The sequence below is a fragment of the Pseudomonas sp. LBUM1672 genome (assembly GCF_059695655.1).
On record NZ_CP166781.1, the window covers coordinates 5,708,534 to 5,731,591 of the forward strand.

Annotated in this window: 28 protein-coding genes; all 28 read right to left on the reverse strand. The window is 54.9% G+C overall.

Annotated features, from left to right (window positions below):
* Nucleotides 1–177: a 50S ribosomal protein L30 gene (gene rpmD / locus ACA053_RS26120; RefSeq protein WP_003186033.1), complete on the reverse strand. Its 177-nt coding sequence runs from the start codon at nucleotides 175–177 to the stop codon at nucleotides 1–3.
* A gap of 2 nt (nucleotides 178–179) precedes the next feature.
* Nucleotides 180–680, reverse strand: a complete 501-nt coding sequence (rpsE, locus tag ACA053_RS26125) for a 30S ribosomal protein S5 (protein ID WP_007943782.1) — start codon at nucleotides 678–680, stop codon at nucleotides 180–182.
* Between the two features lie 3 nt (nucleotides 681–683).
* Nucleotides 684–1,034: a 50S ribosomal protein L18 gene (rplR, locus tag ACA053_RS26130; RefSeq protein WP_003186037.1), complete on the reverse strand. Its 351-nt coding sequence runs from the start codon at nucleotides 1,032–1,034 to the stop codon at nucleotides 684–686.
* 10 nt (nucleotides 1,035–1,044) lie between these two features.
* Nucleotides 1,045–1,578: a 50S ribosomal protein L6 gene (rplF, locus tag ACA053_RS26135; protein WP_003176412.1), complete on the reverse strand. Its 534-nt coding sequence runs from the start codon at nucleotides 1,576–1,578 to the stop codon at nucleotides 1,045–1,047.
* A gap of 12 nt (nucleotides 1,579–1,590) precedes the next feature.
* Nucleotides 1,591–1,983 carry a 30S ribosomal protein S8 gene (gene rpsH, locus ACA053_RS26140; protein ID WP_003186040.1) on the reverse strand — a complete coding sequence of 131 codons (393 nt, stop codon included), beginning with the start codon at nucleotides 1,981–1,983 and terminating at the stop codon, nucleotides 1,591–1,593.
* A 209-nt stretch (nucleotides 1,984–2,192) separates the two neighbouring features.
* Nucleotides 2,193–2,498 (reverse strand): 30S ribosomal protein S14, encoded by a 306-nt coding sequence (gene rpsN / locus ACA053_RS26145; protein WP_003176414.1) that lies wholly within the window; start codon nucleotides 2,496–2,498, stop codon nucleotides 2,193–2,195.
* Nucleotides 2,499–2,511: 13 nt separating this feature from the next.
* The gene (gene rplE / locus ACA053_RS26150) at nucleotides 2,512–3,051 is read right to left on the reverse strand and encodes a 50S ribosomal protein L5 (protein ID WP_003176415.1); all 540 of its coding nucleotides are present in this window, start codon (nucleotides 3,049–3,051) and stop codon (nucleotides 2,512–2,514) included.
* A 20-nt stretch (nucleotides 3,052–3,071) separates the two neighbouring features.
* Entirely contained in the window at nucleotides 3,072–3,386 is a 315-nt protein-coding gene (gene rplX / locus ACA053_RS26155) for a 50S ribosomal protein L24 (RefSeq protein WP_003176416.1), read from the reverse strand.
* A gap of 11 nt (nucleotides 3,387–3,397) precedes the next feature.
* The gene (rplN, locus tag ACA053_RS26160; RefSeq protein WP_002555479.1) at nucleotides 3,398–3,766 is read right to left on the reverse strand and encodes a 50S ribosomal protein L14; all 369 of its coding nucleotides are present in this window, start codon (nucleotides 3,764–3,766) and stop codon (nucleotides 3,398–3,400) included.
* Nucleotides 3,767–3,789: 23 nt separating this feature from the next.
* Nucleotides 3,790–4,056 carry a 30S ribosomal protein S17 gene (gene rpsQ, locus ACA053_RS26165; protein ID WP_003176419.1) on the reverse strand — a complete coding sequence of 89 codons (267 nt, stop codon included), beginning with the start codon at nucleotides 4,054–4,056 and terminating at the stop codon, nucleotides 3,790–3,792.
* Nucleotides 4,057–4,058: 2 nt separating this feature from the next.
* Complete coding sequence (gene rpmC, locus ACA053_RS26170) at nucleotides 4,059–4,250, reverse strand: 50S ribosomal protein L29 (protein ID WP_002555481.1); 192 nt, start codon at nucleotides 4,248–4,250, stop codon at nucleotides 4,059–4,061.
* Nucleotides 4,250–4,663, reverse strand: a complete 414-nt coding sequence (gene rplP / locus ACA053_RS26175) for a 50S ribosomal protein L16 (protein ID WP_007896757.1) — start codon at nucleotides 4,661–4,663, stop codon at nucleotides 4,250–4,252. The genes rpmC and rplP overlap by 1 nt, the downstream gene beginning before the upstream one ends.
* 12 nt (nucleotides 4,664–4,675) lie before the next feature.
* On the reverse strand, nucleotides 4,676–5,362 hold the full coding sequence (rpsC, locus tag ACA053_RS26180) for a 30S ribosomal protein S3 (protein WP_003176422.1): 687 nt from the start codon (nucleotides 5,360–5,362) through the stop codon (nucleotides 4,676–4,678).
* Nucleotides 5,363–5,375: 13 nt separating this feature from the next.
* Nucleotides 5,376–5,708, reverse strand: a complete 333-nt coding sequence (gene rplV / locus ACA053_RS26185) for a 50S ribosomal protein L22 (RefSeq protein WP_003103908.1) — start codon at nucleotides 5,706–5,708, stop codon at nucleotides 5,376–5,378.
* 13 nt (nucleotides 5,709–5,721) lie between these two features.
* Nucleotides 5,722–5,997 carry a 30S ribosomal protein S19 gene (gene rpsS / locus ACA053_RS26190; protein ID WP_002555486.1) on the reverse strand — a complete coding sequence of 92 codons (276 nt, stop codon included), beginning with the start codon at nucleotides 5,995–5,997 and terminating at the stop codon, nucleotides 5,722–5,724.
* Nucleotides 5,998–6,013: 16 nt separating this feature from the next.
* Entirely contained in the window at nucleotides 6,014–6,838 is an 825-nt protein-coding gene (gene rplB, locus ACA053_RS26195; protein WP_003176423.1) for a 50S ribosomal protein L2, read from the reverse strand.
* Between the two features lie 14 nt (nucleotides 6,839–6,852).
* Nucleotides 6,853–7,152, reverse strand: coding sequence for a 50S ribosomal protein L23 (gene rplW / locus ACA053_RS26200; protein WP_002555488.1), 300 nt, complete (start codon nucleotides 7,150–7,152; stop codon nucleotides 6,853–6,855).
* The gene (rplD, locus tag ACA053_RS26205; protein ID WP_007896707.1) at nucleotides 7,149–7,751 is read right to left on the reverse strand and encodes a 50S ribosomal protein L4; all 603 of its coding nucleotides are present in this window, start codon (nucleotides 7,749–7,751) and stop codon (nucleotides 7,149–7,151) included. The genes rplW and rplD overlap by 4 nt, the downstream gene beginning before the upstream one ends.
* A gap of 12 nt (nucleotides 7,752–7,763) precedes the next feature.
* A complete protein-coding gene (rplC, locus tag ACA053_RS26210) occupies nucleotides 7,764–8,399 on the reverse strand; it encodes a 50S ribosomal protein L3 (protein ID WP_003186059.1) in 636 nt (211 codons plus the stop codon).
* An 80-nt stretch (nucleotides 8,400–8,479) separates the two neighbouring features.
* Nucleotides 8,480–8,791: a 30S ribosomal protein S10 gene (rpsJ, locus tag ACA053_RS26215; protein ID WP_003186070.1), complete on the reverse strand. Its 312-nt coding sequence runs from the start codon at nucleotides 8,789–8,791 to the stop codon at nucleotides 8,480–8,482.
* A 156-nt stretch (nucleotides 8,792–8,947) separates the two neighbouring features.
* Entirely contained in the window at nucleotides 8,948–10,141 is a 1,194-nt protein-coding gene (gene tuf, locus ACA053_RS26220; RefSeq protein ID WP_007896660.1) for an elongation factor Tu, read from the reverse strand.
* 31 nt (nucleotides 10,142–10,172) lie between these two features.
* Complete coding sequence (gene fusA, locus ACA053_RS26225) at nucleotides 10,173–12,278, reverse strand: elongation factor G (RefSeq protein ID WP_438662389.1); 2,106 nt, start codon at nucleotides 12,276–12,278, stop codon at nucleotides 10,173–10,175.
* A gap of 30 nt (nucleotides 12,279–12,308) precedes the next feature.
* Nucleotides 12,309–12,779, reverse strand: coding sequence for a 30S ribosomal protein S7 (rpsG, locus tag ACA053_RS26230; RefSeq protein ID WP_002555493.1), 471 nt, complete (start codon nucleotides 12,777–12,779; stop codon nucleotides 12,309–12,311).
* A 118-nt stretch (nucleotides 12,780–12,897) separates the two neighbouring features.
* The gene (gene rpsL / locus ACA053_RS26235) at nucleotides 12,898–13,269 is read right to left on the reverse strand and encodes a 30S ribosomal protein S12 (RefSeq protein WP_002555494.1); all 372 of its coding nucleotides are present in this window, start codon (nucleotides 13,267–13,269) and stop codon (nucleotides 12,898–12,900) included.
* Between the two features lie 216 nt (nucleotides 13,270–13,485).
* Nucleotides 13,486–17,685 carry a DNA-directed RNA polymerase subunit beta' gene (gene rpoC, locus ACA053_RS26240; RefSeq protein ID WP_007896632.1) on the reverse strand — a complete coding sequence of 1,400 codons (4,200 nt, stop codon included), beginning with the start codon at nucleotides 17,683–17,685 and terminating at the stop codon, nucleotides 13,486–13,488.
* A gap of 64 nt (nucleotides 17,686–17,749) precedes the next feature.
* Entirely contained in the window at nucleotides 17,750–21,823 is a 4,074-nt protein-coding gene (gene rpoB, locus ACA053_RS26245; RefSeq protein ID WP_497314027.1) for a DNA-directed RNA polymerase subunit beta, read from the reverse strand.
* Nucleotides 21,824–22,043: 220 nt separating this feature from the next.
* Complete coding sequence (gene rplL / locus ACA053_RS26250) at nucleotides 22,044–22,409, reverse strand: 50S ribosomal protein L7/L12 (protein WP_010467258.1); 366 nt, start codon at nucleotides 22,407–22,409, stop codon at nucleotides 22,044–22,046.
* A gap of 80 nt (nucleotides 22,410–22,489) precedes the next feature.
* Nucleotides 22,490–22,990, reverse strand: coding sequence for a 50S ribosomal protein L10 (gene rplJ / locus ACA053_RS26255; protein ID WP_010467255.1), 501 nt, complete (start codon nucleotides 22,988–22,990; stop codon nucleotides 22,490–22,492).
* Between the last annotated feature and the right edge of the window lie 68 nt (nucleotides 22,991–23,058).

Sequence of the window (23,058 nt, forward strand, 5' to 3'; positions counted from 1 at the left end):
TTAACCCTCGACACGCAGCATGTAGTAAGCCTTGTTGATCATCCCGCGATTCTCGGGAGTATCAAGTACTTCTACAGTGTGACCGATGCGACGCAGACCCAGACCCTTAACGCACAGTTTGTGGTTAGGGATGCGGCCGGTCATGCTTTTGATCAGCGTAACTTTAACGGTAGCCATGATCAGAAGATCTCCTTGACGCTTTTGCCACGCTTGGCGGCAATGGATTCAGGAGACTGCATAGCTTTCAAACCTTTGAAAGTGGCGTGAACCACGTTTACCGGGTTAGTCGAGCCGTAGCACTTGGCCAGAACGTTCTGAACGCCAGCAACTTCGAGGACAGCACGCATAGCGCCGCCAGCGATGATACCGGTACCTTCAGATGCAGGCTGCATGTACACCTTCGAAGCGCCGTGACCGGACTTCATTGCGTACTGCAGAGTGGTGCCGTTCAGATCAACTTGGATCATGTTGCGGCGAGCAGCTTCCATTGCCTTCTGGATCGCAGCAGGCACTTCACGTGACTTGCCACGGCCGAAGCCAACACGCCCTTTACCATCACCAACCACGGTCAACGCGGTGAAAGTGAAGATACGGCCGCCTTTTACGGTTTTGGCTACGCGGTTAACTTGAACCAGCTTCTCAATGTAGCCTTCGTCGCGCTTTTGGTCGTTATTTGACATAACTTAGAACTCCAGCCCAGCTTCACGAGCAGCATCAGCCAGCGCCTTGACGCGGCCGTGGTACTTGAAGCCAGAGCGGTCGAAAGCCACCTGCGAGACGCCAGCGGCTTTAGCACGCGTAGCGACCAGCTGGCCAACCTTAGTGGCCGCGTCGATGTTGCCAGTGGCGCCATCACGCAGTTCTTTATCCAAAGTCGAGGCAGATGCCAGGACTTTGTTGCCGTCGGCCGAAATGACCTGGGCGTAGATGTGCTGCGACGAGCGGAACACGCAGAGACGCACGACTTCGAGTTCGTGCATTTTCAGGCGTGCTTTGCGAGCGCGACGCAGTCGAGTAACTTTTTTGTCGGTCATTTGCTATGCCCTACTTCTTCTTGGCTTCTTTACGACGGACGACTTCGTCCGCGTAGCGCACACCTTTGCCTTTGTACGGCTCTGGTGGACGGAAGTCGCGGATCTCGGCGGCCACTTGACCTACCAGCTGCTTATCGATGCCCTTGATCAGGATATCGGTCTGGCTAGGAGTCTCAGCGGTGATGCCTTCCGGCAGTTCATAATCCACTGGGTGCGAGAAGCCAAGAGCCAGGTTCAGCACTGTGCCTTTTGCTTGCGCTTTGTAACCAACACCGACCAGCTGGAGCTTGCGCTCGAAGCCTTGGCTTACGCCTTGGACCATGTTGTTTACCAACGCACGAGTGGTACCAGCCATTGCGCGAGTTTGTTGATCGCCATTGCGAGCAGCGAAACGCAGCTCACCAGCTTCTTCAACGATCTCAACGGACGAATGGATGTTCAGTTCGAGAGTGCCCTTGGCACCCTTCACCGAAAGCTGTTGGCCTGCGAATTTTACTTCGACACCGGCTGGCAGCTTAACGGGGTTCTTAGCGACGCGTGACATGCTTATCCCCCCTTAGAACACAGTGCAAAGAACTTCGCCGCCGACACCGGCAGCGCGCGCAGCACGATCCGTCATCACACCTTTGTTGGTGGAGACGATAGACACACCGAGACCGCCACGAACTTTTGGCAGATCATCGACGGACTTGTACTGACGCAGGCCTGGACGGCTAACGCGCTTCACTTCCTCGATGACCGGACGGCCTTCGAAGTACTTCAGCTCGATGGACAGCAGTGGTTTGATTTCGCTGCTGATCTGATAACCCGCAATGTAACCTTCGTCCTTCAGGACTTTGGCAACAGCTACCTTCAAAGTAGAAGATGGCATGCTTACGACGGACTTTTCAGCCATCTGGGCATTACGGATTCGAGTTAGCATGTCCGCTAACGGGTCCTGCATACTCATGGGCTAGACGCTCCTAATACAAAAAAATTAGCCTTGCGGCTACTACTTGTCGCCGAGGACATCCATGCGAAAAAAGCACGGGCTCAGGCGAGCCGGGTATTCTAGACACACCCCACAAATGAATCAAGCCCCAAAAGGGGCTTGATTCAAGTTCAAGGTCACCGGCGGTCAGGATCTTACGATTCCAACCACCGAGACTTTGATAGTGCTTACCAGCTGGCTTTAACCAGACCAGGTACGTCACCACGCATTGCAGCTTCACGCAGTTTGTTACGGCCGAGGCCGAACTTGCGGTAAACGCCGTGTGGACGACCGGTCAGGCGGCAGCGGTTACGCATGCGCGAGGCGCTTGCGTCACGTGGCTGCTTCTGCAGAGCTACTGTGGCTTCCCAACGTGCTTCTGGACTTGCGTTCAGATCAACGATGATAGCTTTCAGTGCTGCACGCTTTTTGGCGTACTTGGCAACCGTGAGCTGACGTTTCAGCTCGCGGTTTTTCATGCTCATCTTGGCCATTTTCCTACTCCAATCAGTTGCGGAACGGGAATTTGAAAGCACGCAGCAAAGCGCGACCTTCATCATCGTTCTTGGCAGTGGTGGTCAGGGTAATGTCCAGACCGCGGAGAGCATCGATCTTGTCGTAGTCGATTTCCGGGAAGATGATCTGCTCTTTAACGCCCATGCTGTAGTTACCACGACCATCGAAGGACTTGGCATTCAGGCCGCGGAAGTCGCGAACCCGAGGCAGGGAGATCGACAGCAGACGATCCAGGAATTCGTACATACGCTCACGGCGCAGAGTCACTTTGACGCCGATCGGCCAACCTTCACGGACTTTAAAGCCAGCGATGGATTTCCGAGCGTAAGTCACAACGACTTTCTGACCGGTGATCTTTTCCAGGTCGGCAACAGCGTGCTCGATGACTTTTTTGTCACCGACCGCTTCGCCCAGACCCATGTTCAGGGTGATTTTGGTAACGCGTGGAACTTCCATCACGTTCGAAAGCTTAAGTTCTTCCTTAAGCTTCGGTGCGATTTCCTTCCAGTAAATCTCTTTTAGTCGTGCCATGGTCTTCTACCTAGCAGTGTTCAAGCATCAACCGCTTTTTGGGTCGACTTGAAGACACGAATTTTCTTGCCGTCTTCTACTTTGAAACCAACGCGGTCAGCCTTGTTGGTTTCGCCGTTGAAAATGGCGACGTTAGAAGCGTCCAGTGGAGCTTCTTTTTCGACGATACCGCCTTGTACGCCCGACATCGGGTTAGGCTTGGTATGACGCTTAACCAGGTTCAGACCACCAATAACCAGACGGTTATTAGCGAGAACCTTAAGCACCTTACCGCGCTTACCTTTGTCTTTGCCGGCGATCACGATGATCTCGTCGTCACGACGAATCTTTTGCATGTCGGATCTCCTTACAGCACTTCTGGGGCGAGCGAGACGATCTTCATGAACTTCTCAGTACGAAGTTCACGGGTCACTGGCCCAAAGATACGGGTGCCGATCGGCTCTTGCTTGTTGTTCAGAAGAACAGCAGCGTTGCCATCAAAGCGGATAATGGAGCCATCAGCACGACGTACGCCGTGACGAGTGCGGACTACAACAGCAGTCATCACTTGGCCTTTTTTCACTTTACCGCGAGGAATTGCTTCCTTCACGGTAACTTTGATGATGTCACCGATACCAGCGTAACGACGATGGGAGCCACCCAGCACCTTGATGCACATAACACGGCGAGCGCCGCTGTTATCGGCCACATCGAGCATGGATTGAGTCTGAATCATATAATTTCTCCGACCCCTAGTCCTTAGACTTCCACAGCGCGTTCGAGAACATCAACCAGCGCCCAAGACTTGGTCTTGGCCAAAGGACGAGTTTCACGAATAGTGACTTTGTCGCCGATGTGGCACTGATTGGTTTCGTCGTGCGCGTGCAGCTTAGTCGAACGCTTAACGTATTTACCGTAGATCGGGTGCTTAACGCGACGCTCGATCAGAACGGTGATGGTTTTGTCCATCTTGTCGCTGACAACACGGCCAGTCAGCGTACGGACAGTTTTTTCGGCTTCAGCCATGATTACTTACCTGCCTGCTGGTTGAGCACAGTCTTCACGCGAGCGATGTCACGCTTAACTTGCGAGAGCAGATGAGACTGCCCCAACTGGCCAGTTGCTTTCTGCATACGCAGATTGAACTGGTCGCGCAGCAAGCCGAGCAGTTGCTCGTTCAGCTGCTGTGCGGATTTTTCACGAAGTTCATTCGCTTTCATCACATCACCGTCCGTTTAACAAAGGCGGTGGCGAGCGGCAGCTTTGCAGCAGCCAGGGCAAAAGCCTCACGCGCCAGCTCTTCAGAAACACCCTCGATTTCATACAGGACTTTGCCTGGCTGAATCTGGGCAACCCAGTACTCCACACTACCCTTACCTTTACCCATCCGAACTTCGAGTGGCTTTTTGGAAATAGGCTTGTCCGGGAATACACGGATCCAGATCTTGCCGCCACGTTTAACGTGACGGGTCAGAGCACGACGCGCTGACTCGATCTGACGAGCGGTGAGACGACCACGAGCTACAGACTTCAGCGCGAACTCGCCGAAGCTGACTTTGCTACCGCGCTGAGCCAGACCACGGTTGTGGCCTGTCATCTGCTTGCGGAACTTCGTACGCTTTGGTTGCAACATTTGGCGTACCCCTTACTTAGCAGCTTTTTTACGAGGCGCTGGTGCTTGTGGTTTCAGTTCTTCTTGGCGACCACCAATTACTTCGCCTTTGAAGATCCAAACCTTTACACCGATCACACCGTAAGTGGTGTGAGCTTCGTAGTTGGCATAGTCGATGTCGGCACGCAGGGTGTGCAGTGGCACACGACCTTCGCGATACCATTCAGTACGTGCGATTTCAGCACCGCCGAGACGACCACTCACTTGGATTTTGATGCCTTTGGCACCAATGCGCATGGCGTTCTGTACAGCGCGCTTCATAGCGCGACGGAACATTACGCGACGCTCCAGCTGCTGAGCTACGCTCTGCGCAACCAACATACCGTCGAGTTCCGGCTTGCGGATTTCTTCGATATTGATGTGCACAGGCACACCCATTTGTTTGGTCAGGTCCTGACGCAGTTTCTCAACATCTTCACCTTTCTTCCCGATAACGATACCTGGACGAGCGGTGTGGATGGTGATACGTGCAGTTTGAGCCGGACGATGGATATCGATACGGCTTACGGACGCGCTTTTTAGTTTGTCTTGGAGATACTCACGCACCTTCAGATCAGCGAACAAATAGTCCGCATAAGTCCGACCGTCTGCGTACCAGACGGAGGTGTGTTCCTTGACGATTCCCAGGCGAATGCCAATGGGATGTACTTTCTGACCCATCTCTTCGACTCCGTTACTTGTCAGCAACCTTGACAGTGATATGGCAAGACCGCTTGACGATGCGATCAGCACGGCCTTTGGCACGTGGCATGATTCGCTTCAGCGAACGCCCTTCGTTGACGAATACGGTGCTGACTTTCAGGTCATCAACGTCTGCGCCTTCGTTATGCTCGGCGTTGGCTACGGCCGACTCCAGCACTTTCTTCATGATCTCGGCGGCTTTCTTACTGCTGAAAGCCAACAGGTTGAGCGCTTCGCCCACCTTCTTCCCGCGGATCTGGTCGGCGACCAAGCGGGCTTTCTGGGCGGAGATTCGAGCGCCCGACAACTTAGCGGCTACTTCCATCGTTCCTTACCCCTTAACGCTTGGCTTTCTTGTCTGCCACGTGCCCACGATATGTGCGGGTACCGGCAAACTCGCCTAGTTTGTGGCCGACCATGTCTTCGTTCACGAGAACTGGAACATGTTGACGACCGTTATGAACTGCGATGGTCAGACCGACCATTTGTGGCAGGATCATCGAACGACGCGACCAGGTTTTAACTGGTTTGCGATCGTTCTTTTCCGCCGCCACTTCGATCTTCTTCAGTAGGTGAAGATCAATAAAAGGACCTTTTTTCAGAGAACGTGGCACTGTCGTATCCCTCTATTTACTTGCGACGACGGACGATCATTTTGTCGGTACGCTTATTACCACGAGTCTTCGCGCCCTTAGTCGGGAAGCCCCATGGCGATACCGGATGACGACCACCAGAGGTACGACCTTCACCACCACCATGTGGGTGGTCAACCGGGTTCATGGCAACACCACGAACGGTTGGGCGAACGCCACGCCAGCGTTTGGCACCAGCTTTACCCAGCGAACGCAGGCTGTGCTCGGAGTTCGAGACTTCACCCAGGGTCGCGCGGCATTCAGCCAGCACTTTACGCATCTCACCAGAACGCAGACGCAGGGTCACGTAGACACCTTCACGAGCGATCAGCTGAGCCGAAGCACCAGCGGAACGAGCGATCTGTGCGCCTTTACCTGGCTTCAATTCGATGCCGTGTACGGTGCTACCAACTGGAATGTTACGCAGTTGCAGAGCGTTGCCCGGCTTGATCGGCGCCAAGGCACCTGCGATCAGCTGGTCGCCAGCACTCACGCCTTTAGGGGCGATGATGTAGCGACGCTCGCCATCTGCGTACAGCAGCAGAGCGATGTGAGCAGTACGGTTTGGATCGTATTCAATACGCTCGACAGTGGCAGAGATGCCATCTTTGTCGTTGCGACGGAAATCGACCAGACGATAATGCTGCTTATGGCCACCACCGATGTGACGAGTGGTAATGCGACCATTGTTGTTACGACCACCAGTCTTCGATTTTTTCTCGAGCAGCGGTGCGTGAGGAGCGCCTTTATGCAGCTCCTGGTTGACCACCTTGACCACAAAACGGCGGCCAGGGGAAGTCGGTTTGCATTTAACGATTGCCATGATGCACCCCTTCCTTACTCAGCACTGCTGCTGAAATCGAGATCTTGGCCTGGCTGAAGGGAGATAACTGCCTTCTTCCAGTCATTACGCTTGCCCAGACCGCGAGCAGTGCGCTTGCTCTTACCCAGAACATTCAGGGTAGTAACACGCTCTACTTTCACGCTGAACAGGCTTTCGACGGCCTTCTTGATTTCCAGCTTGGTTGCGTCAGTTGCAACCTTGAAAACGAACTGGCCTTTCTTGTCAGCCAGAACCGTAGCCTTCTCGGAAACGTGCGGGCCAAGCAGAACTTTAAATACGCGTTCCTGGTTCATCCCAGCAGCTCCTCGAATTTCTTCACGGCCGACACGGTGATCAACACCTTGTCGTATGCGATCAGACTAACTGGATCGGAACCTTGCACGTCACGTACATCAACGTGTGGCAGGTTACGAGCAGCCAGGTACAGGTTCTGATCAACTACTTCAGACACGATCAAGACGTCAGTCAGGCCCATGCCGGTCAGTTTGTTCAGCAGATCTTTGGTCTTCGGTGCATCAACAGCGAAGTCCTGAACCACAACCAGACGATCAGTACGCACCAGCTCAGCAAGGATGGAACGCATTGCTGCGCGATACATCTTCTTGTTCAGCTTCTGGGTGTGATCCTGAGGACGAGCTGCGAAAGTGGTACCGCCGCCACGCCAGATTGGGCTACGGATAGTACCGGCACGAGCACGGCCAGTACCTTTCTGACGCCATGGGCGCTTACCGCCACCACGAACGTCGGAACGGGTCTTTTGCTGCTTGCTACCTTGACGGCCGCCGGCCATGTAGGCCACGACTGCTTGGTGAACCAGCGTCTCGTTGAATTCGCCGCCAAATGTCAGTTCGGAAACTTCGATCGCTTGAGCGTCATTTACATTTAATTGCATGTCAGCTTCCCCTTAACCGCGAGCCTTGGCTGCTGGACGTACAACCAAGTTGCCGCCAGTAGCGCCAGGAACAGCGCCCTTGACCAACAACAGATTGCGTTCAGCGTCCACGCGCACTACTTCGAGGGACTGCACGGTCACGCGCTCAGCGCCCATATGACCGGACATTTTTTTGCCCTTGAATACACGACCAGGAGTCTGGCACTGGCCGATAGAGCCTGGAACGCGGTGGGACACGGAGTTACCGTGGGTATTATCTTGCCCGCGGAAGTTCCAACGCTTGATCGTACCCTGGAAGCCTTTACCCTTGGACTGACCGGTTACATCAACCAGTTGACCAGCGGCGAAGATTTCAGCGTTGATCAGATCGCCGGCCTGGTACTCGCCTTCTTCAAGACGGAATTCCATTACGGTACGACCAGCGGCAACGTTCGCTTTAGCGAAGTGGCCAGCTTGAGCAGCTGTAACACGCGAAGCACGACGCTCGCCTACAGTGACTTGCACTGCACGATAGCCATCGGTCTCTTCAGTTTTGAACTGGGTGACGCGATTCGGCTCGATCTCAATGACCGTGACCGGAATGGAGACACCTTCTTCGGTGAAAATACGGGTCATACCGCATTTACGACCGACTACACCAATAGTCATGTTGTAAACCTCATGAGTGTACGGGGCTTTCACCCGCTATGGCCGCCCATTTCAGAGCGTTACACGACTAAGACCGAGTCTTAGCCGAGGCTGATCTGTACTTCCACACCGGCCGCAAGATCAAGCTTCATAAGAGCATCAACGGTTTTATCCGTTGGCTGGACGATGTCCAGAACGCGCTTATGAGTACGGATCTCGTACTGGTCACGCGCGTCTTTGTTGACGTGCGGGGAGACCAGAACGGTGAACCGCTCTTTACGGGTAGGCAGTGGAATTGGACCACGCACTTGAGCACCAGTACGTTTCGCGGTTTCCACGATTTCCTGGGTGGATTGGTCGATCAGGCGATGGTCAAAAGCCTTCAACCTGATACGGATTTGCTGATTTTGCATTGGATTTCAGACTCCGGCTGCTATTCCCACCGAGCGCAATACGCCCGTTAAAAGGAGGCGCAATTCTATAGACGCCCCATATAGGTGTCAACCCAATAAAAAAGCCCCCGCTGAGCGGGGGCTTTTTCAATTCATCAAAGCTTGCTCTAAAAGAGCTTACTCGATGATTTTGGCTACGACGCCAGCGCCGACGGTACGACCGCCTTCACGGATAGCGAAACGCAGACCGTCTTCCATTGCGATGGTCTTGATCAGGGTGACAACCATTTTGATGTTGTCGCCTGGCATTACCATTTCAACGCCTTCCGGCAGTTCGCAGTTACCAGTCACGTCAGTAGTACGGAAGTAGAACTGTGGACGGTAGCCTTTGAAGAACGGAGTGTGACGACCGCCTTCTTCTTTGCTCAGAACGTAGACTTCAGCTTCGAACTTGGTGTGCGGCTTAACCGAACCTGGCTTAACCAGAACCTGGCCACGCTCAACGTCGTCACGCTTGGTACCACGCAGCAGAACGCCGCAGTTCTCGCCAGCACGACCTTCGTCGAGCAGCTTACGGAACATTTCAACACCGGTGCAGGTGGTGACGGTAGTGTCACGCAGACCAACGATTTCCAGTGGATCCTGAACCTTGACGATACCGCGCTCGATACGGCCAGTTACAACAGTACCGCGACCGGAGATCGAGAATACGTCTTCGATTGGCATCAGGAACGGCTTGTCGATAACACGAACTGGATCTGGAATGTAGCTGTCCAGAGTCTCAACCAGTTTACGAACGGCAGTGGTGCCCATTTCGTTGTCGTCTTGGCCGTTCAGAGCCATCAGAGCCGAACCGATGATGATCGGAGTGTCGTCACCTGGGAAGTCGTAAGTGCTCAGCAGATCGCGCACTTCCATCTCAACCAGTTCCAGCAGCTCAGCGTCGTCAACCATGTCAGCCTTGTTCAGGAAGACAACGATGTACGGAACGCCAACCTGACGGGACAGCAGGATGTGTTCACGGGTTTGTGGCATCGGACCATCAGCGGCCGAGCAAACCAGGATAGCGCCGTCCATCTGAGCAGCACCGGTGATCATGTTCTTCACATAGTCAGCGTGACCTGGGCAGTCAACGTGAGCGTAGTGACGGATCAGCGAGTTGTATTCAACGTGCGCGGTGTTGATGGTGATACCACGAGCCTTTTCTTCCGGAGCGCTGTCGATCTTGTCGAAAGCAACAACGGCCGAACCGAAAACTTCGGAGCAGACGCGAGTCAGAGCAGCGGTCAGCGTGGTTTTACCGTGGTCGACGTGACCGATGGTGCCAACGTTGACGTGCGGGAGGGTACGGTCAAATTTTTCTTTAGCCACGACAATTAACTCCTAGCCTAAAGGGGCTGAATCAGCCTTGTTTTTTGGTAACGGTTTCGACGATGTGCGACGGAGCCGTATTGTATTTTTTGAATTCCATAGAGTAGCTTGCGCGACCTTGGGACATGGAACGGACGTCAGTTGCATAACCGAACATCTCGCCCAGCGGAACTTCAGCACGAATTACTTTGCCGGAGACCGTGTCTTCCATACCCAGGATCATGCCGCGACGACGGTTAAGGTCGCCCATCACGTCACCCATATAGTCTTCAGGTGTAACAACCTCTACCGCCATGATCGGCTCAAGCAACTCACCACCGCCCTTCTGGGCCAGTTGCTTGGTTGCCATGGAAGCAGCCACCTTAAACGCCATCTCGTTGGAGTCGACGTCGTGGTAAGAACCATCAAACACGGTAGCCTTCAGGCCGATCAGCGGATAGCCGGCAACAACGCCGTTCTTCATCTGCTCTTCGATACCCTTCTGGATAGCCGGGATGTATTCCTTAGGAACCACACCACCCACTACTTCGTTCAGGAATTGCAGACCTTCCTGACCTTCGTCAGCAGGAGCAAAACGAATCCAGCAATGACCGAACTGGCCACGACCGCCGGACTGACGAACGAACTTGCCTTCAATTTCGCAGCTCTTCGTGATGCGCTCACGGTACGAAACTTGAGGCTTACCGATGTTGGCTTCGACGTTGAACTCACGGCGCATCCGGTCTACCAGGATGTCCAGGTGCAACTCGCCCATGCCGGAGATGATCGTTTGACCAGTCTCTTCATCAGTCTTGACGCGGAAAGATGGATCTTCCTGAGCAAGCTTGCCCAGAGCGATACCCATTTTTTCCTGGTCGTCCTTGGTCTTAGGCTCTACGGCAACCGAAATAACCGGCTCCGGGAAGTCCATGCGAACCAGGATGATTGGCTTGTCAGCGTTGCACAAAGTCTCACCAGTGGTGACGTCCTTCATGCCGATCAAGGCCGCGATGTCACCAGCGCGTACTTCCTTGATTTCTTCACGGGCGTTTGCGTGCATTTGCACCATACGGCCCACGCGCTCTTTCTTGCCTTTAACCGAGTTGATCACGCCGTCGCCGGAGGCCAACACGCCCGAGTAAACTCGAACAAAGGTCAAGGTACCCACGAATGGGTCAGTGGCAATTTTGAATGCCAGAGCGGAGAACGGTTCGTTGTCGTCTGCATGACGCTCCAGATCGATAGTCTCGTCATCCGGGTCAGTACCCTTGATGGCAGGAATATCAACAGGCGCAGGCAGGTAATCGATAACGGCGTCGAGAACCAGCGGAACACCCTTGTTCTTGAAGGAAGAACCGCAAACAGCCAGAACGATCTCACCAGCGATAGTACGCTGACGCAGAGCGGCCTTGATTTCCGCGTTGGTGAGTTCTTCACCTTCGAGGTACTTGTTCATCAGTTCTTCGCTGGCTTCGGCCGCAGCCTCAACCATGTTGCCGCGCCACTCGTCAGCCAGTTCCTGCAGTTCAGCAGGGATAGGCTTGCGAACTGGGACCATGCCTTTGTCAGCATCGTTCCAGTAAACAGCTTCCATGGACATCAGGTCGATCTGACCCTGGAAGTTGTCTTCGGAACCGATAGCCAACTGGATTGGAACCGGAGTGTGACCCAGACGCTGTTTGATCTGACCGATCACGCGCAGGAAGTTCGCACCAGCACGGTCCATCTTGTTTACGTAAACAAGACGTGGAACGCCGTACTTGTTGGCTTGACGCCATACGGTTTCCGACTGAGGCTCAACACCCGAGGTGCCGCAGAACACAACGACCGCGCCGTCGAGAACACGCAGGGAACGCTCAACTTCAATAGTGAAGTCCACGTGACCCGGGGTGTCGATGACGTTGAAGCGGTATTGGTCCTTGTGCTGCTTCTCGGAACCCTGCCAGAAGGCGGTAATAGCAGCAGAAGTAATGGTAATACCACGCTCCTGCTCCTGCACCATCCAGTCTGTGGTCGCGGCGCCGTCATGCACCTCGCCCATTTTGTGACTTTTGCCAGTGTAAAAAAGGACGCGCTCGGTGGTGGTGGTTTTACCAGCATCCACGTGAGCAACGATACCAATGTTACGGTAGCGATTAATCGGTGTAGTACGAGCCATAAAGCCCTCGCAAAATTAGTGACGCTAAAATTAGAAGCGGTAGTGCGAGAAAGCCTTGTTGGCTTCAGCCATACGGTGCACGTCTTCACGCTTCTTAACTGCAGCACCTTTGCCTTCAGCAGCGTCCAACAGTTCGCCAGCCAAACGCAGAGCCATAGACTTCTCGCCACGCTTACGGGCGAAGTCTACCAACCAGCGCATTGCCAGAGCGTTACGACGGGACGGACGAACTTCGACCGGAACCTGGTAAGTAGCACCGCCTACACGGCGCGACTTTACTTCGACCAGCGGAGCGATGGCGTCGAGAGCTTTCTCGAAGATTTCCAGGGGGTCGCTGTTCTTGCGTTCTTTAACCTTTTCCAGCGCGCCATAAACGATACGCTCGGCAACGGCTTTCTTGCCGCTTTCCATCACGTGGTTCATGAACTTGGCCAGAATCTGGCTGCCGTATTTTGGATCGTCAAGCACTTCGCGCTTGGCTGCTACGCGTCTTCTTGGCATGGATAAGCCCTCAAACGGTCTTCAGGTTCGCTCGGAATCGGTGCCCTTTCGGGACGCCTCCGACCTTACTCTTATCGACTCAGAAAAATAGAAAATCAGTTCTTACAAAAAGCCACTACTACTTAGGCTTCTTGGTACCGTACTTCGAACGACCCTGGTTACGACCTTTAACGCCGGAAGTATCCAAAGAGCCGCGAACGGTGTGGTAACGAACACCTGGCAAGTCTTTTACACGGCCGCCACGGATCAGTACGACGCTGTGCTCTTGCAGGTTGTGGCCTTCACCGCCGATGTACGAGGAAACCTCGAAACCGTTGGTCAGACGCACACGGCATACTTTACGCAGTGCCGAGTTAGGTTTTTTCGGCGTGGTGGTATACACACGGGTGCATACGCCACGACGTTGCGGGCAGTTCTGCAGCGCAGGTACGTCGGATTTCTCGACGATACGCTTACGCGGCTGACGTACCAGCTGGTTGATAGTTGCCATCTACTAGCTCCACTGTTGTCTTGCGACGCTATTGTCTTGCAAGAAAAGCAAAATGGCAGGAACGAATTCCCGCCAAATTTAGGGGTACAAGAGTCTAAAGAGGATCTTGTCCCCAGTCAAGGCAAGGCCCCGACCTCCCCGCTCATCCAACCTCGACAAATTGTCTCGATTCGATGAACGGAACGGCCAGGGCCTTACGCTCATTTACCGCAGAACTCAGTTACCGCTCGAGTTCAGCGCTTCGGTCAGTGCAGCTTCCACTTCACTGGCGCTTACGCGCAACGGTTTGTCAGCGTCACGGCGGCGCTTACGCTCGCTGTGATAAGCCAGACCGGTACCCGCCGGGATCAGACGACCCACGACCACGTTTTCTTTCAGGCCGCGCAGGTAATCGCGCTTGCCGGTTACCGCCGCTTCGGTCAGTACGCGAGTGGTTTCCTGGAAGGAAGCCGCCGAGATGAACGATTCGGTGGACAACGACGCCTTGGTGATACCCAACAGCACGCGAGTGAACTTGGAAACGAATTTCTCGTCGCCAGCCAGACGCTCGTTCTCTACCAGAACGTGAGTCAATTCCATCTGGTCGCCCTTGATGAAACTGGAATCGCCGGATTCAGCGATTTCAACTTTACGCAGCATCTGACGCAGGATGGTCTCGATGTGCTTGTCGTTGATCTTCACGCCTTGCAGACGGTAAACGTCCTGGATCTCGTTCACGATGTACTTGGCCAGCGCACTCACACCCAACAGACGCAGGATGTCGTGTGGATCGCTCGGGCCGTCGGAGATAACTTCGCCGCGGTTTACCTGTTCGCCTTCGAAGACGTTCAGGTGACGCCACTTCGGAATCAGCTCTTCGTACGGATCGCTACCGTCGTTCGGGGTAATAACCAGACGGCGCTTGCCTTTGGTCTCTTTACCGAACGCGATGGTGCCGCTGACTTCAGCCAGAATCGAGGCTTCTTTCGGACGACGGGCTTCGAACAAGTCGGCAACACGCGGCAGACCACCGGTGATGTCACGGGTTTTCGAAGTCTCTTGCGGAATACGAGCGATAACATCACCGATCGCAATTTTCGCACCATCCGCAACACCGACCAAGGCGTTGGCTGGCAGGAAGTACTGAGCGATAACGTCAGTGCCTGGCAGCAACAGATCCTTGCCGTTGTCATCAACCATCTTCACAGCAGGACGGATATCTTTACCGGCAGCTGGACGGTCTTTGGCGTCGAGTACTTCAATGTTGGTCATACCGGTCAATTCGTCAGTCTGACGCTTGATCGTGATGCCTTCTTCCATGCCCACGTAGGTCACGGTACCTTTCATTTCGGTAACGATTGGGTGAGTGTGCGGATCCCACTTGGCCACGATTGCGCCAGCGTCGACCTTGTCACCTTCTTTAACCGAAATCACAGCACCGTACGGCAGCTTGTAACGCTCGCGCTCACGACCGAAGTCATCAGCGATTGCCAGCTCACCGGAACGGGACACAGCAACCAGGCAGCCATCCACTCGCTCAACGTGCTTCAGGTTATGCAGACGGACGGTACCGCCATTCTTCACCTGAACGCTGTCGGCTGCGGAGGTCCGGCTTGCCGCACCACCGATGTGGAACGTACGCATGGTCAGCTGGGTACCCGGCTCACCGATGGACTGGGCAGCGATAACGCCGACCGCTTCACCGATGTTCACCTGGTGACCACGAGCCAAGTCACGGCCGTAGCACTTGGCGCAAATGCCGTAGCGGGTTTCGCAGCTGATCGGCGAACGCACGATCACTTCGTCGATGCTGTTCAGCTCGATGAACTCGACCCACTTCTCGTCTACCAACGTACCGGCTGGAACGATGATTTCTTCGGTACCTGGCTTGAACACGTCACGGGCAATGACACGACCCAATACGCGCTCACCCAACGGCTCAACAACGTCACCGCCTTCAATGTGCGGAGTCATTACCAGGCCATGTTCGGTGCCGCAATCGATCTCGGTCACAACCAGATCCTGCGCCACGTCTACCAGACGACGAGTCAGGTAACCGGAGTTCGCAGTTTTCAACGCGGTATCCGCCAAACCTTTACGAGCACCGTGAGTGGAGATGAAGTACTGAAGTACGCTCAAACCTTCACGGAAGTTCGCAGTAATCGGCGTTTCAATGATGGAACCGTCCGGCTTGGCCATCAGGCCACGCATACCGGCGAGCTGACGGATCTGTGCAGCAGAACCCCGTGCGCCCGAGTCGGCCATCATGTACATCGAGTTGAACGATTCCTGGTCGACTTCGACGCCATGACGGTCGATGACTTTCTCTTTCGAGAGGTTGGCCATCATCGCCTTGGAAACTTCGTCGTTCGCCTTGGACCAAAGGTCGATCACTTTGTTGTACTTCTCGCCCTGGGTTACCAGGCCGGAGGCGTACTGACTTTCGATCTCTTTCACTTCGTCGGTAGCAGCACCGATGATGCGGGCTTTTTCATCCGGGATAACGAAGTCGTTAACACCGATGGAAACGCCGGAAATGGTCGAATAGGCAAAACCGGTGTACATCAACTGGTCAGCGAAGATCACGGTCTCTTTCAAACCAACCACGCGGTAGCACTGGTTGATCAGCTTGGAGATCGCCTTTTTCTTCATCGGCTGGTTGACGACGTCGTACGACAGGCCAGGTGGAACAACCTGGAACAACAGCGCACGGCCGACAGTGGTGTCGACGATACGGGTGTTCTTGACGCTGCCACCGTCACGATCGTTAACGGTTTCGTTGATCCGCACTTTAACCTTGGCGTGCAGTGCGGCTTCGCCGGCACGGAACACACGGTCAACTTCCTGCAGATCCGCGAACACACGACCTTCGCCTTTGGCGTTGATCGCTTCACGAGTCATGTAGTACAGACCCAATACAACGTCCTGCGACGGAACGATGATTGGCTCACCGTTGGCTGGCGACAGAATGTTGTTGGTCGACATCATCAACGCACGCGCTTCCAACTGAGCTTCCAGTGTCAGCGGTACGTGCACGGCCATTTGGTCGCCGTCGAAGTCGGCGTTGTACGCGGCACAGACCAGAGGGTGCAGCTGGATAGCCTTACCTTCGATCAGTACCGGTTCAAACGCCTGGATACCCAGACGGTGAAGGGTCGGTGCACGGTTGAGGAGAACCGGGTGTTCGCGAATTACTTCAGCGAGAACGTCCCAAACCTCTGGCAGTTCGCGCTCGACCATCTTCTTGGCAGCTTTGATGGTGGTAGCGAGACCACGCATTTCCAGCTTGCCGAAAATGAACGGTTTGAACAGTTCGAGAGCCATTTTCTTCGGCAGACCGCACTGGTGCAGACGCAGGGTCGGACCTACGGTAATTACCGAACGACCGGAGTAGTCAACACGCTTACCGAGCAAGTTCTGACGGAAACGACCCTGCTTACCCTTGATCATGTCAGCCAGGGATTTCAGAGGACGCTTGTTGGAACCGGTGATAGCGCGGCCACGACGACCGTTGTCGAGCAGTGCGTCGACGGCTTCCTGCAACATACGCTTTTCGTTGCGCACGATGATGTCCGGAGCGGACAGATCGAGCAGACGCTTCAAGCGGTTGTTACGGTTGATCACTCGACGATACAGATCGTTGAGGTCGGAAGTCGCGAAGCGACCGCCATCCAGCGGGACCAGTGGACGCAGATCTGGCGGCAGAACCGGCAGAACGGTCAGCACCATCCATTCTGGAAGGTTGCCGGAACCCTGGAAGGCTTCCATCAACTTCAGACGCTTGGACAGCTTCTTGATTTTGGTTTCGGAGTTGGTTTGCGGAATTTCTTCACGCAGACGGCCAATCTCGTGTTCCAGGTCGATAGCGTGCAGCAGTTCACGGACAGCTTCGGCACCCATACGGGCATCGAAATCGTCGCCGAACTCTTCCAGCGCTTCGAAGTACTGCTCGTCGTTCAGCAGCTGACCTTTTTCAAGGGTGGTCATGCCTGGATCGATAACGACATAGCTCTCGAAGTAGAGAACGCGTTCGATATCACGCAGGGTCATGTCCATCAGCAAGCCGATACGCGACGGCAGCGATTTCAGGAACCAGATGTGGGCAACTGGCGAGGCCAGCTCGATGTGCGCCATGCGCTCACGACGAACTTTGGCCAGCGCGACTTCAACACCGCACTTCTCGCAGATCACACCACGGTGCTTCAAGCGCTTGTACTTACCGCACAGGCACTCGTAATCCTTTACCGGGCCAAAGATCTTGGCGCAGAACAGGCCGTCACGCTCAGGTTTGAACGTACGGTAGTTGATGGTTTCCGGCTTTTTAACTTCACCGAACGACCACGAACGGATCATCTCAGGCGATGCCAATCCAATACGGATGGCGTCGAACTCTTCGACTTGACCCTGGTTTTTCAGCAAATTCAGTAGGTCTTTCAAGGCCTTTCCTCCTGGCGGAGCAGAGAGCGGGCAATCCTGCCCCGCTCTCGATTCGCGTCACGTGTTATTCGGTTTCCAGATCGATATCGATGCCGAGGGAACGAATTTCCTTGATCAACACGTTGAAGGACTCGGGCATGCCCGGCTCCATACGGTGATCGCCATCCACGATGTTTTTGTACATCTTGGTACGGCCGTTCACATCGTCCGACTTCACTGTGAGCATTTCTTGCAGAGTGTAAGCAGCACCGTATGCTTCCAGTGCCCAGACCTCCATCTCCCCGAAACGCTGACCACCGAACTGCGCCTTACCACCCAGCGGCTGCTGGGTAACCAGGCTGTACGAACCGGTAGAACGAGCGTGCATCTTGTCGTCTACCAAGTGGTTCAGCTTCAGCATGTACATGTAGCCAACAGTAACCGGGCGCTCGAACTTGTTGCCGGTACGGCCGTCGGTCAGCTGCATCTGGCCGCTTTCTGGCAAGTCTGCCAGTTTCAGCATGGCCTTGATTTCGCTTTCCTTGGCACCGTCGAACACTGGAGTGGCCATTGGAACGCCGCCACGCAGGTTCTTCGCCAGATCCAGGATTTCCTGGTCGGAGAAGCTATCCAGATCTTCGTTACGACCGCCGATCTGGTTGTAGATCTCGTCGAGGAATTTACGAAGCTCGGCGACTTTGCGCTGCTCTTCGATCATCCGGTTGATCTTCTCGCCCAGACCTTTGGCTGCGAGGCCCAGGTGGGTTTCAAGGATCTGACCAACGTTCATACGCGAAGGTACGCCCAACGGGTTGAGGACGACGTCGACCGGGGTGCCATTGGCATCGTGCGGCATGTCTTCAACCGGCATGATCACGGAGACCACACCTTTGTTACCGTGACGACCGGCCATCTTGTCGCCCGGCTGGATGCGGCGACGGATTGCCAGGTAAACCTTGACGATTTTCAGCACGCCTGGAGCCAGGTCATCGCCCTGCTGCAGTTTGCGCTTCTTGTCTTCGAACTTGTCGTCCAGCAGACGGCGGCGATCAACGATGTAGGCCTGAGCCTTCTCGAGCTGCTCGTTCAGAGCATCTTCAGCCATGCGCAGTTTGAACCACTGACCATGCTCAAGACCGTCGAGAACTTCGTCGGTGATGTCCTGACCTTTCTTCAGGCCGGCGCCGCCTTCGGCTTTGTGGCCGACCAGAGCGGAACGCAGACGTTCGAAAGTGGCGCCTTCAACGATACGGAACTCTTCGTTCAGGTCCTTGCGGATCTCGTCGAGTTGAGTCTTCTCGATCGACAGTGCACGAGCATCACGCTCGACGCCGTCGCGGGTGAAGACCTGTACGTCGATGACAGTACCCTTGGTGCCGGTAGGCACGCGCAGGGAGGTGTCTTTAACGTCGCTGGCTTTTTCACCGAAGATGGCACGCAGCAGTTTTTCTTCCGGAGTCAGCTGGGTCTCGCCTTTCGGAGTGACCTTACCAACCAGGATGTCGCCTGCGCCAACTTCAGCACCTACGTAAACGATACCGGCTTCGTCCAGCTTGTTCAGTGCAGCTTCACCCACGTTCGGGATGTCTGCAGTGATTTCCTCTGGTCCAAGCTTGGTGTCACGTGCCACACAGGTCAGTTCCTGAATGTGGATCGTGGTGAAGCGGTCTTCCTGAACCACACGCTCGGACAGGCAGATGGAGTCTTCGAAGTTGAAGCCGTTCCACGCCATGAACGCGATGCGCATGTTCTGACCCAGAGCCAGTTCACCCATGTCGGTGGACGGACCGTCGGCCATGATGTCGCTACGCTGAACCCGATCACCTTTACGCACCAGCGGACGCTGGTTGATGCAGGTGTTCTGGTTGGAGCGGGTGTACTTGGTCAGGTTGTAGATGTCGACACCAGCTTCGCCGGTTTCAACTTCGTCATCAGCAACACGAACCACGATACGGCTGGCGTCGACGGAATCGATCACGCCGCCACGACGAGCCACGACGCAAACGCCGGAGTCACGGGCTACGTTACGCTCCATGCCAGTACCGACCAGCGGCTTGTCAGCGCGCAGGGTTGGTACAGCTTGACGCTGCATGTTCGAACCCATCAACGCACGGTTGGCGTCATCGTGCTCGAGGAACGGGATCAGCGACGCTGCAACCGAAACTACCTGCTTCGGCGATACGTCCATCAAGGTGACGTCTTCCGGCGCCTTGACGGTGAACTCGTTCAAGTGACGAACAGCTACCAACTCGTCGATCAGGACTTTCTTGTCGTTCATCGTGGCCGAAGCCTGAGCGATCACGTGGTCAGCTTCTTCGATGGCAGACAGGAACACGATCTCGTCGGTGACCAGAGCGTCTTTCACCACACGGTACGGGCTCTCGAGGAAGCCGTACTGGTTGGTGCGCGCATAAGCGGCCAGGGAGTTGATCAGACCGATGTTCGGACCTTCCGGCGTTTCAATCGGGCATACACGACCGTAGTGAGTCGGGTGTACGTCACGAACTTCAAAGCCAGCACGCTCACGAGTCAAACCGCCAGGGCCGAGTGCAGACACACGACGCTTGTGGGTGATCTCGGACAGCGGGTTGTTCTGGTCCATGAACTGGGAAAGCTGGCTGGAACCGAAGAACTCTTTCACCGCCGCAGCCACTGGCTTGGCGTTGATCAGGTCTTGCGGCATCAGGCCTTCGCTTTCAGCCATCGACAGACGCTCTTTGACCGCACGCTCAACACGTACCAGGCCAACGCGGAACTGGTTCTCGGCCATTTCGCCTACGCAGCGAACACGACGGTTACCCAGGTGGTCGATGTCATCGACGATGCCTTTACCGTTACGGATGTCGACCAGAGTCTTCAGAACCGCGACGATGTCTTCTTTGCACAACACGCCCGAACCTTCGATTTCGGTACGACCGATACGACGGTTGAACTTCATCCGGCCGACCGCAGACAGGTCGTAGCGCTCAGGGCTGAAGAACAGGTTGTTGAACAGAGTCTCGGCAGCGTCTTTGGTTGGCGGCTCGCCTGGACGCATCATGCGATAGATCTCGACCAGCGCTTCCAATTGGTTGCTGGTGGAGTCGATCTTCAGGGTGTCGGAGACGAACGGACCGCAGTCGATATCGTTGGTGTACAGAGTTTCGATGCGAACAACCTGGGCCTTGGCGACTTTCGCCAGGATCTCGGTGTTCAGCTCGGTGTTGCACTCTGCCAGGATTTCGCCGGTTGCCGGATGCACGATGGCCTTGGCGGTAGTGCGACCCAGGACGTAGTCCAGAGGCACTTCCAGGGTCTTGAGACCGGCTTTTTCGATCTGGTTGATGTGGCGCGCAGTAATACGGCGACCTGCCTCAACGATGACCTTGCCCTTCTCGTCCTGAATATCAAGTACAGCGATTTCACCACGCAGACGCGAAGCAATCAGTTCCAGACTGAGGGTTTCGCCGCTCAGGTGGAAAACGTTGGTGGTGTAGAACGCGTCGAGCACTTCTTCAGTGGTATAGCCGAGCGCGCGCAGCAGTACCGATGCAGGCAGCTTGCGACGACGGTCGATACGCACGAACACGCAGTCTTTCGGGTCGAACTCGAAGTCCAGCCACGAACCGCGGTAAGGAATGATGCGCGCGGAGTACAGCAGTTTACCGGAGCTGTGCGTCTTGCCACGGTCGTGGTCGAAGAACACGCCCGGGGAACGGTGCAGCTGGGAAACGATTACACGCTCGGTACCGTTGATTACGAAGGTACCGTTCTCAGTCATCAGGGGGATTTCACCCATGTAGACTTCTTGCTCTTTAATGTCCTTGATCGCTTTGTTCGACGATTCTTTGTCGAAAATGATCAGGCGCACTTTTACCCGCAAAGGTACGGCGTAAGTTACACCGCGCAATACGCATTCTTTGACATCAAATGCCGGTTCGCCCAGGCGATAACCGACGTACTCCAGCGCAGCATTGCCGGAGTAGCTGATGATCGGGAAAACGGATTTGAAGGCCGCATGCAGGCCCACGTCGCGGAACTGATCTTTAGTCGCTCCCGCTTGCAAGAATTCACGATACGAATCCAGCTGGATGGCCAGGAGGTACGGCACATCCATGACGTCCGGCAACTTGCTAAAGTCCTTGCGGATACGTTTTTTCTCAGTATATGAGTAAGCCATCAGCGTTCCCCAGCTTGGTCACCTGCTTGTTTGGCCCCTCCCGACGGGAGCAGCCAGAAAATCGTGCAAACCCCATGGTTTGCGCCACCGCATCGGGTGGTTACAGCTCGTTACCAGCACCGACCCAGTCGGCTGCCAATAACGGAAAAAGGCCGGTGGCAAGAGCCACCAGCCATCAGCCTTTCGCTTAACGCTCGGGCTGGAGGAGCAAAGTCGATGCTTACTTCAGCTCGACTTTGGCGCCTGCTTCTTCCAGAGTGGCTTTGGCTTTGTCAGCTGCGTCTTTCGAAACAGCTTCCAGAACCATGCCAGGAGCGCCGTCAACTACAGCCTTAGCTTCTTTCAAGCCCAGACCGGTCAGTTCACGTACTGCCTTGATCACGTTAACTTTCTTCTCGCCAGCTTCCAGCAGCATGACGTTGAATTCAGTTTGTTCTTCAACAACAGCAGCGACAGCAGCTGGACCAGCGGAAGCAGCGGCAGCAGAAACGCCGAACTTCTCTTCCATGGCCTTGATCAGCTCAACGATTTCCAGAACGGATTTTTCGCCGATTGCTTCGATGATTTGGTCGTTAGTCAGAGACATGACTATAAATTCCTGTATTGGGGTGACAGCCTACGCGGCCATCGAAATAAACAATAAACGCTGAAAGGTGTCGCTCAGCCTTAGGCTGCAGCGGCTTCTTTCTGGTCGCGAAGAGCCGCCAGAGTACGAGCCAATTTGCTGGTTGCGCCTTGAATCACGCTCATCAGCTGAGAAATTGCTTCGTCACGGGTCGGCAGGCTTGCCAGTACGTCGATCTGATTAGCCGCGAGGAACTTGCCCTCGAACGCAGCTGCCTTGATCTCGAACTTATCCTGACCTTTTGCGAACTCTTTGAAGATACGGGCAGCAGCACCCGGATGTTCTTTGGAGAATGCAATCAAGGTCGGGCCAGTGAACACGTCGTTGAGCACGTCATATTGAGTGCCAGCAACGGCGCGCTTGAGCAGGGTGTTACGTACAACACGTACGTAAACGCCAGCTTCACGAGCCTCTTTACGGAGTCCGGTCATAGCGCCTACTGTTACGCCACGGGCATCAGCCACGACAGCGGACAGAGCAACTTGGGCAGCCTTGTTGACTTCAGCGACGATGGCCTTCTTGTCTTCAAGTTTAATTGCCACGGGAAAAACTCCTGCTTGTTACCGTTTCATCCAACCGAGGCCAGATGTCGTTTTGGTGTCTGATTCGG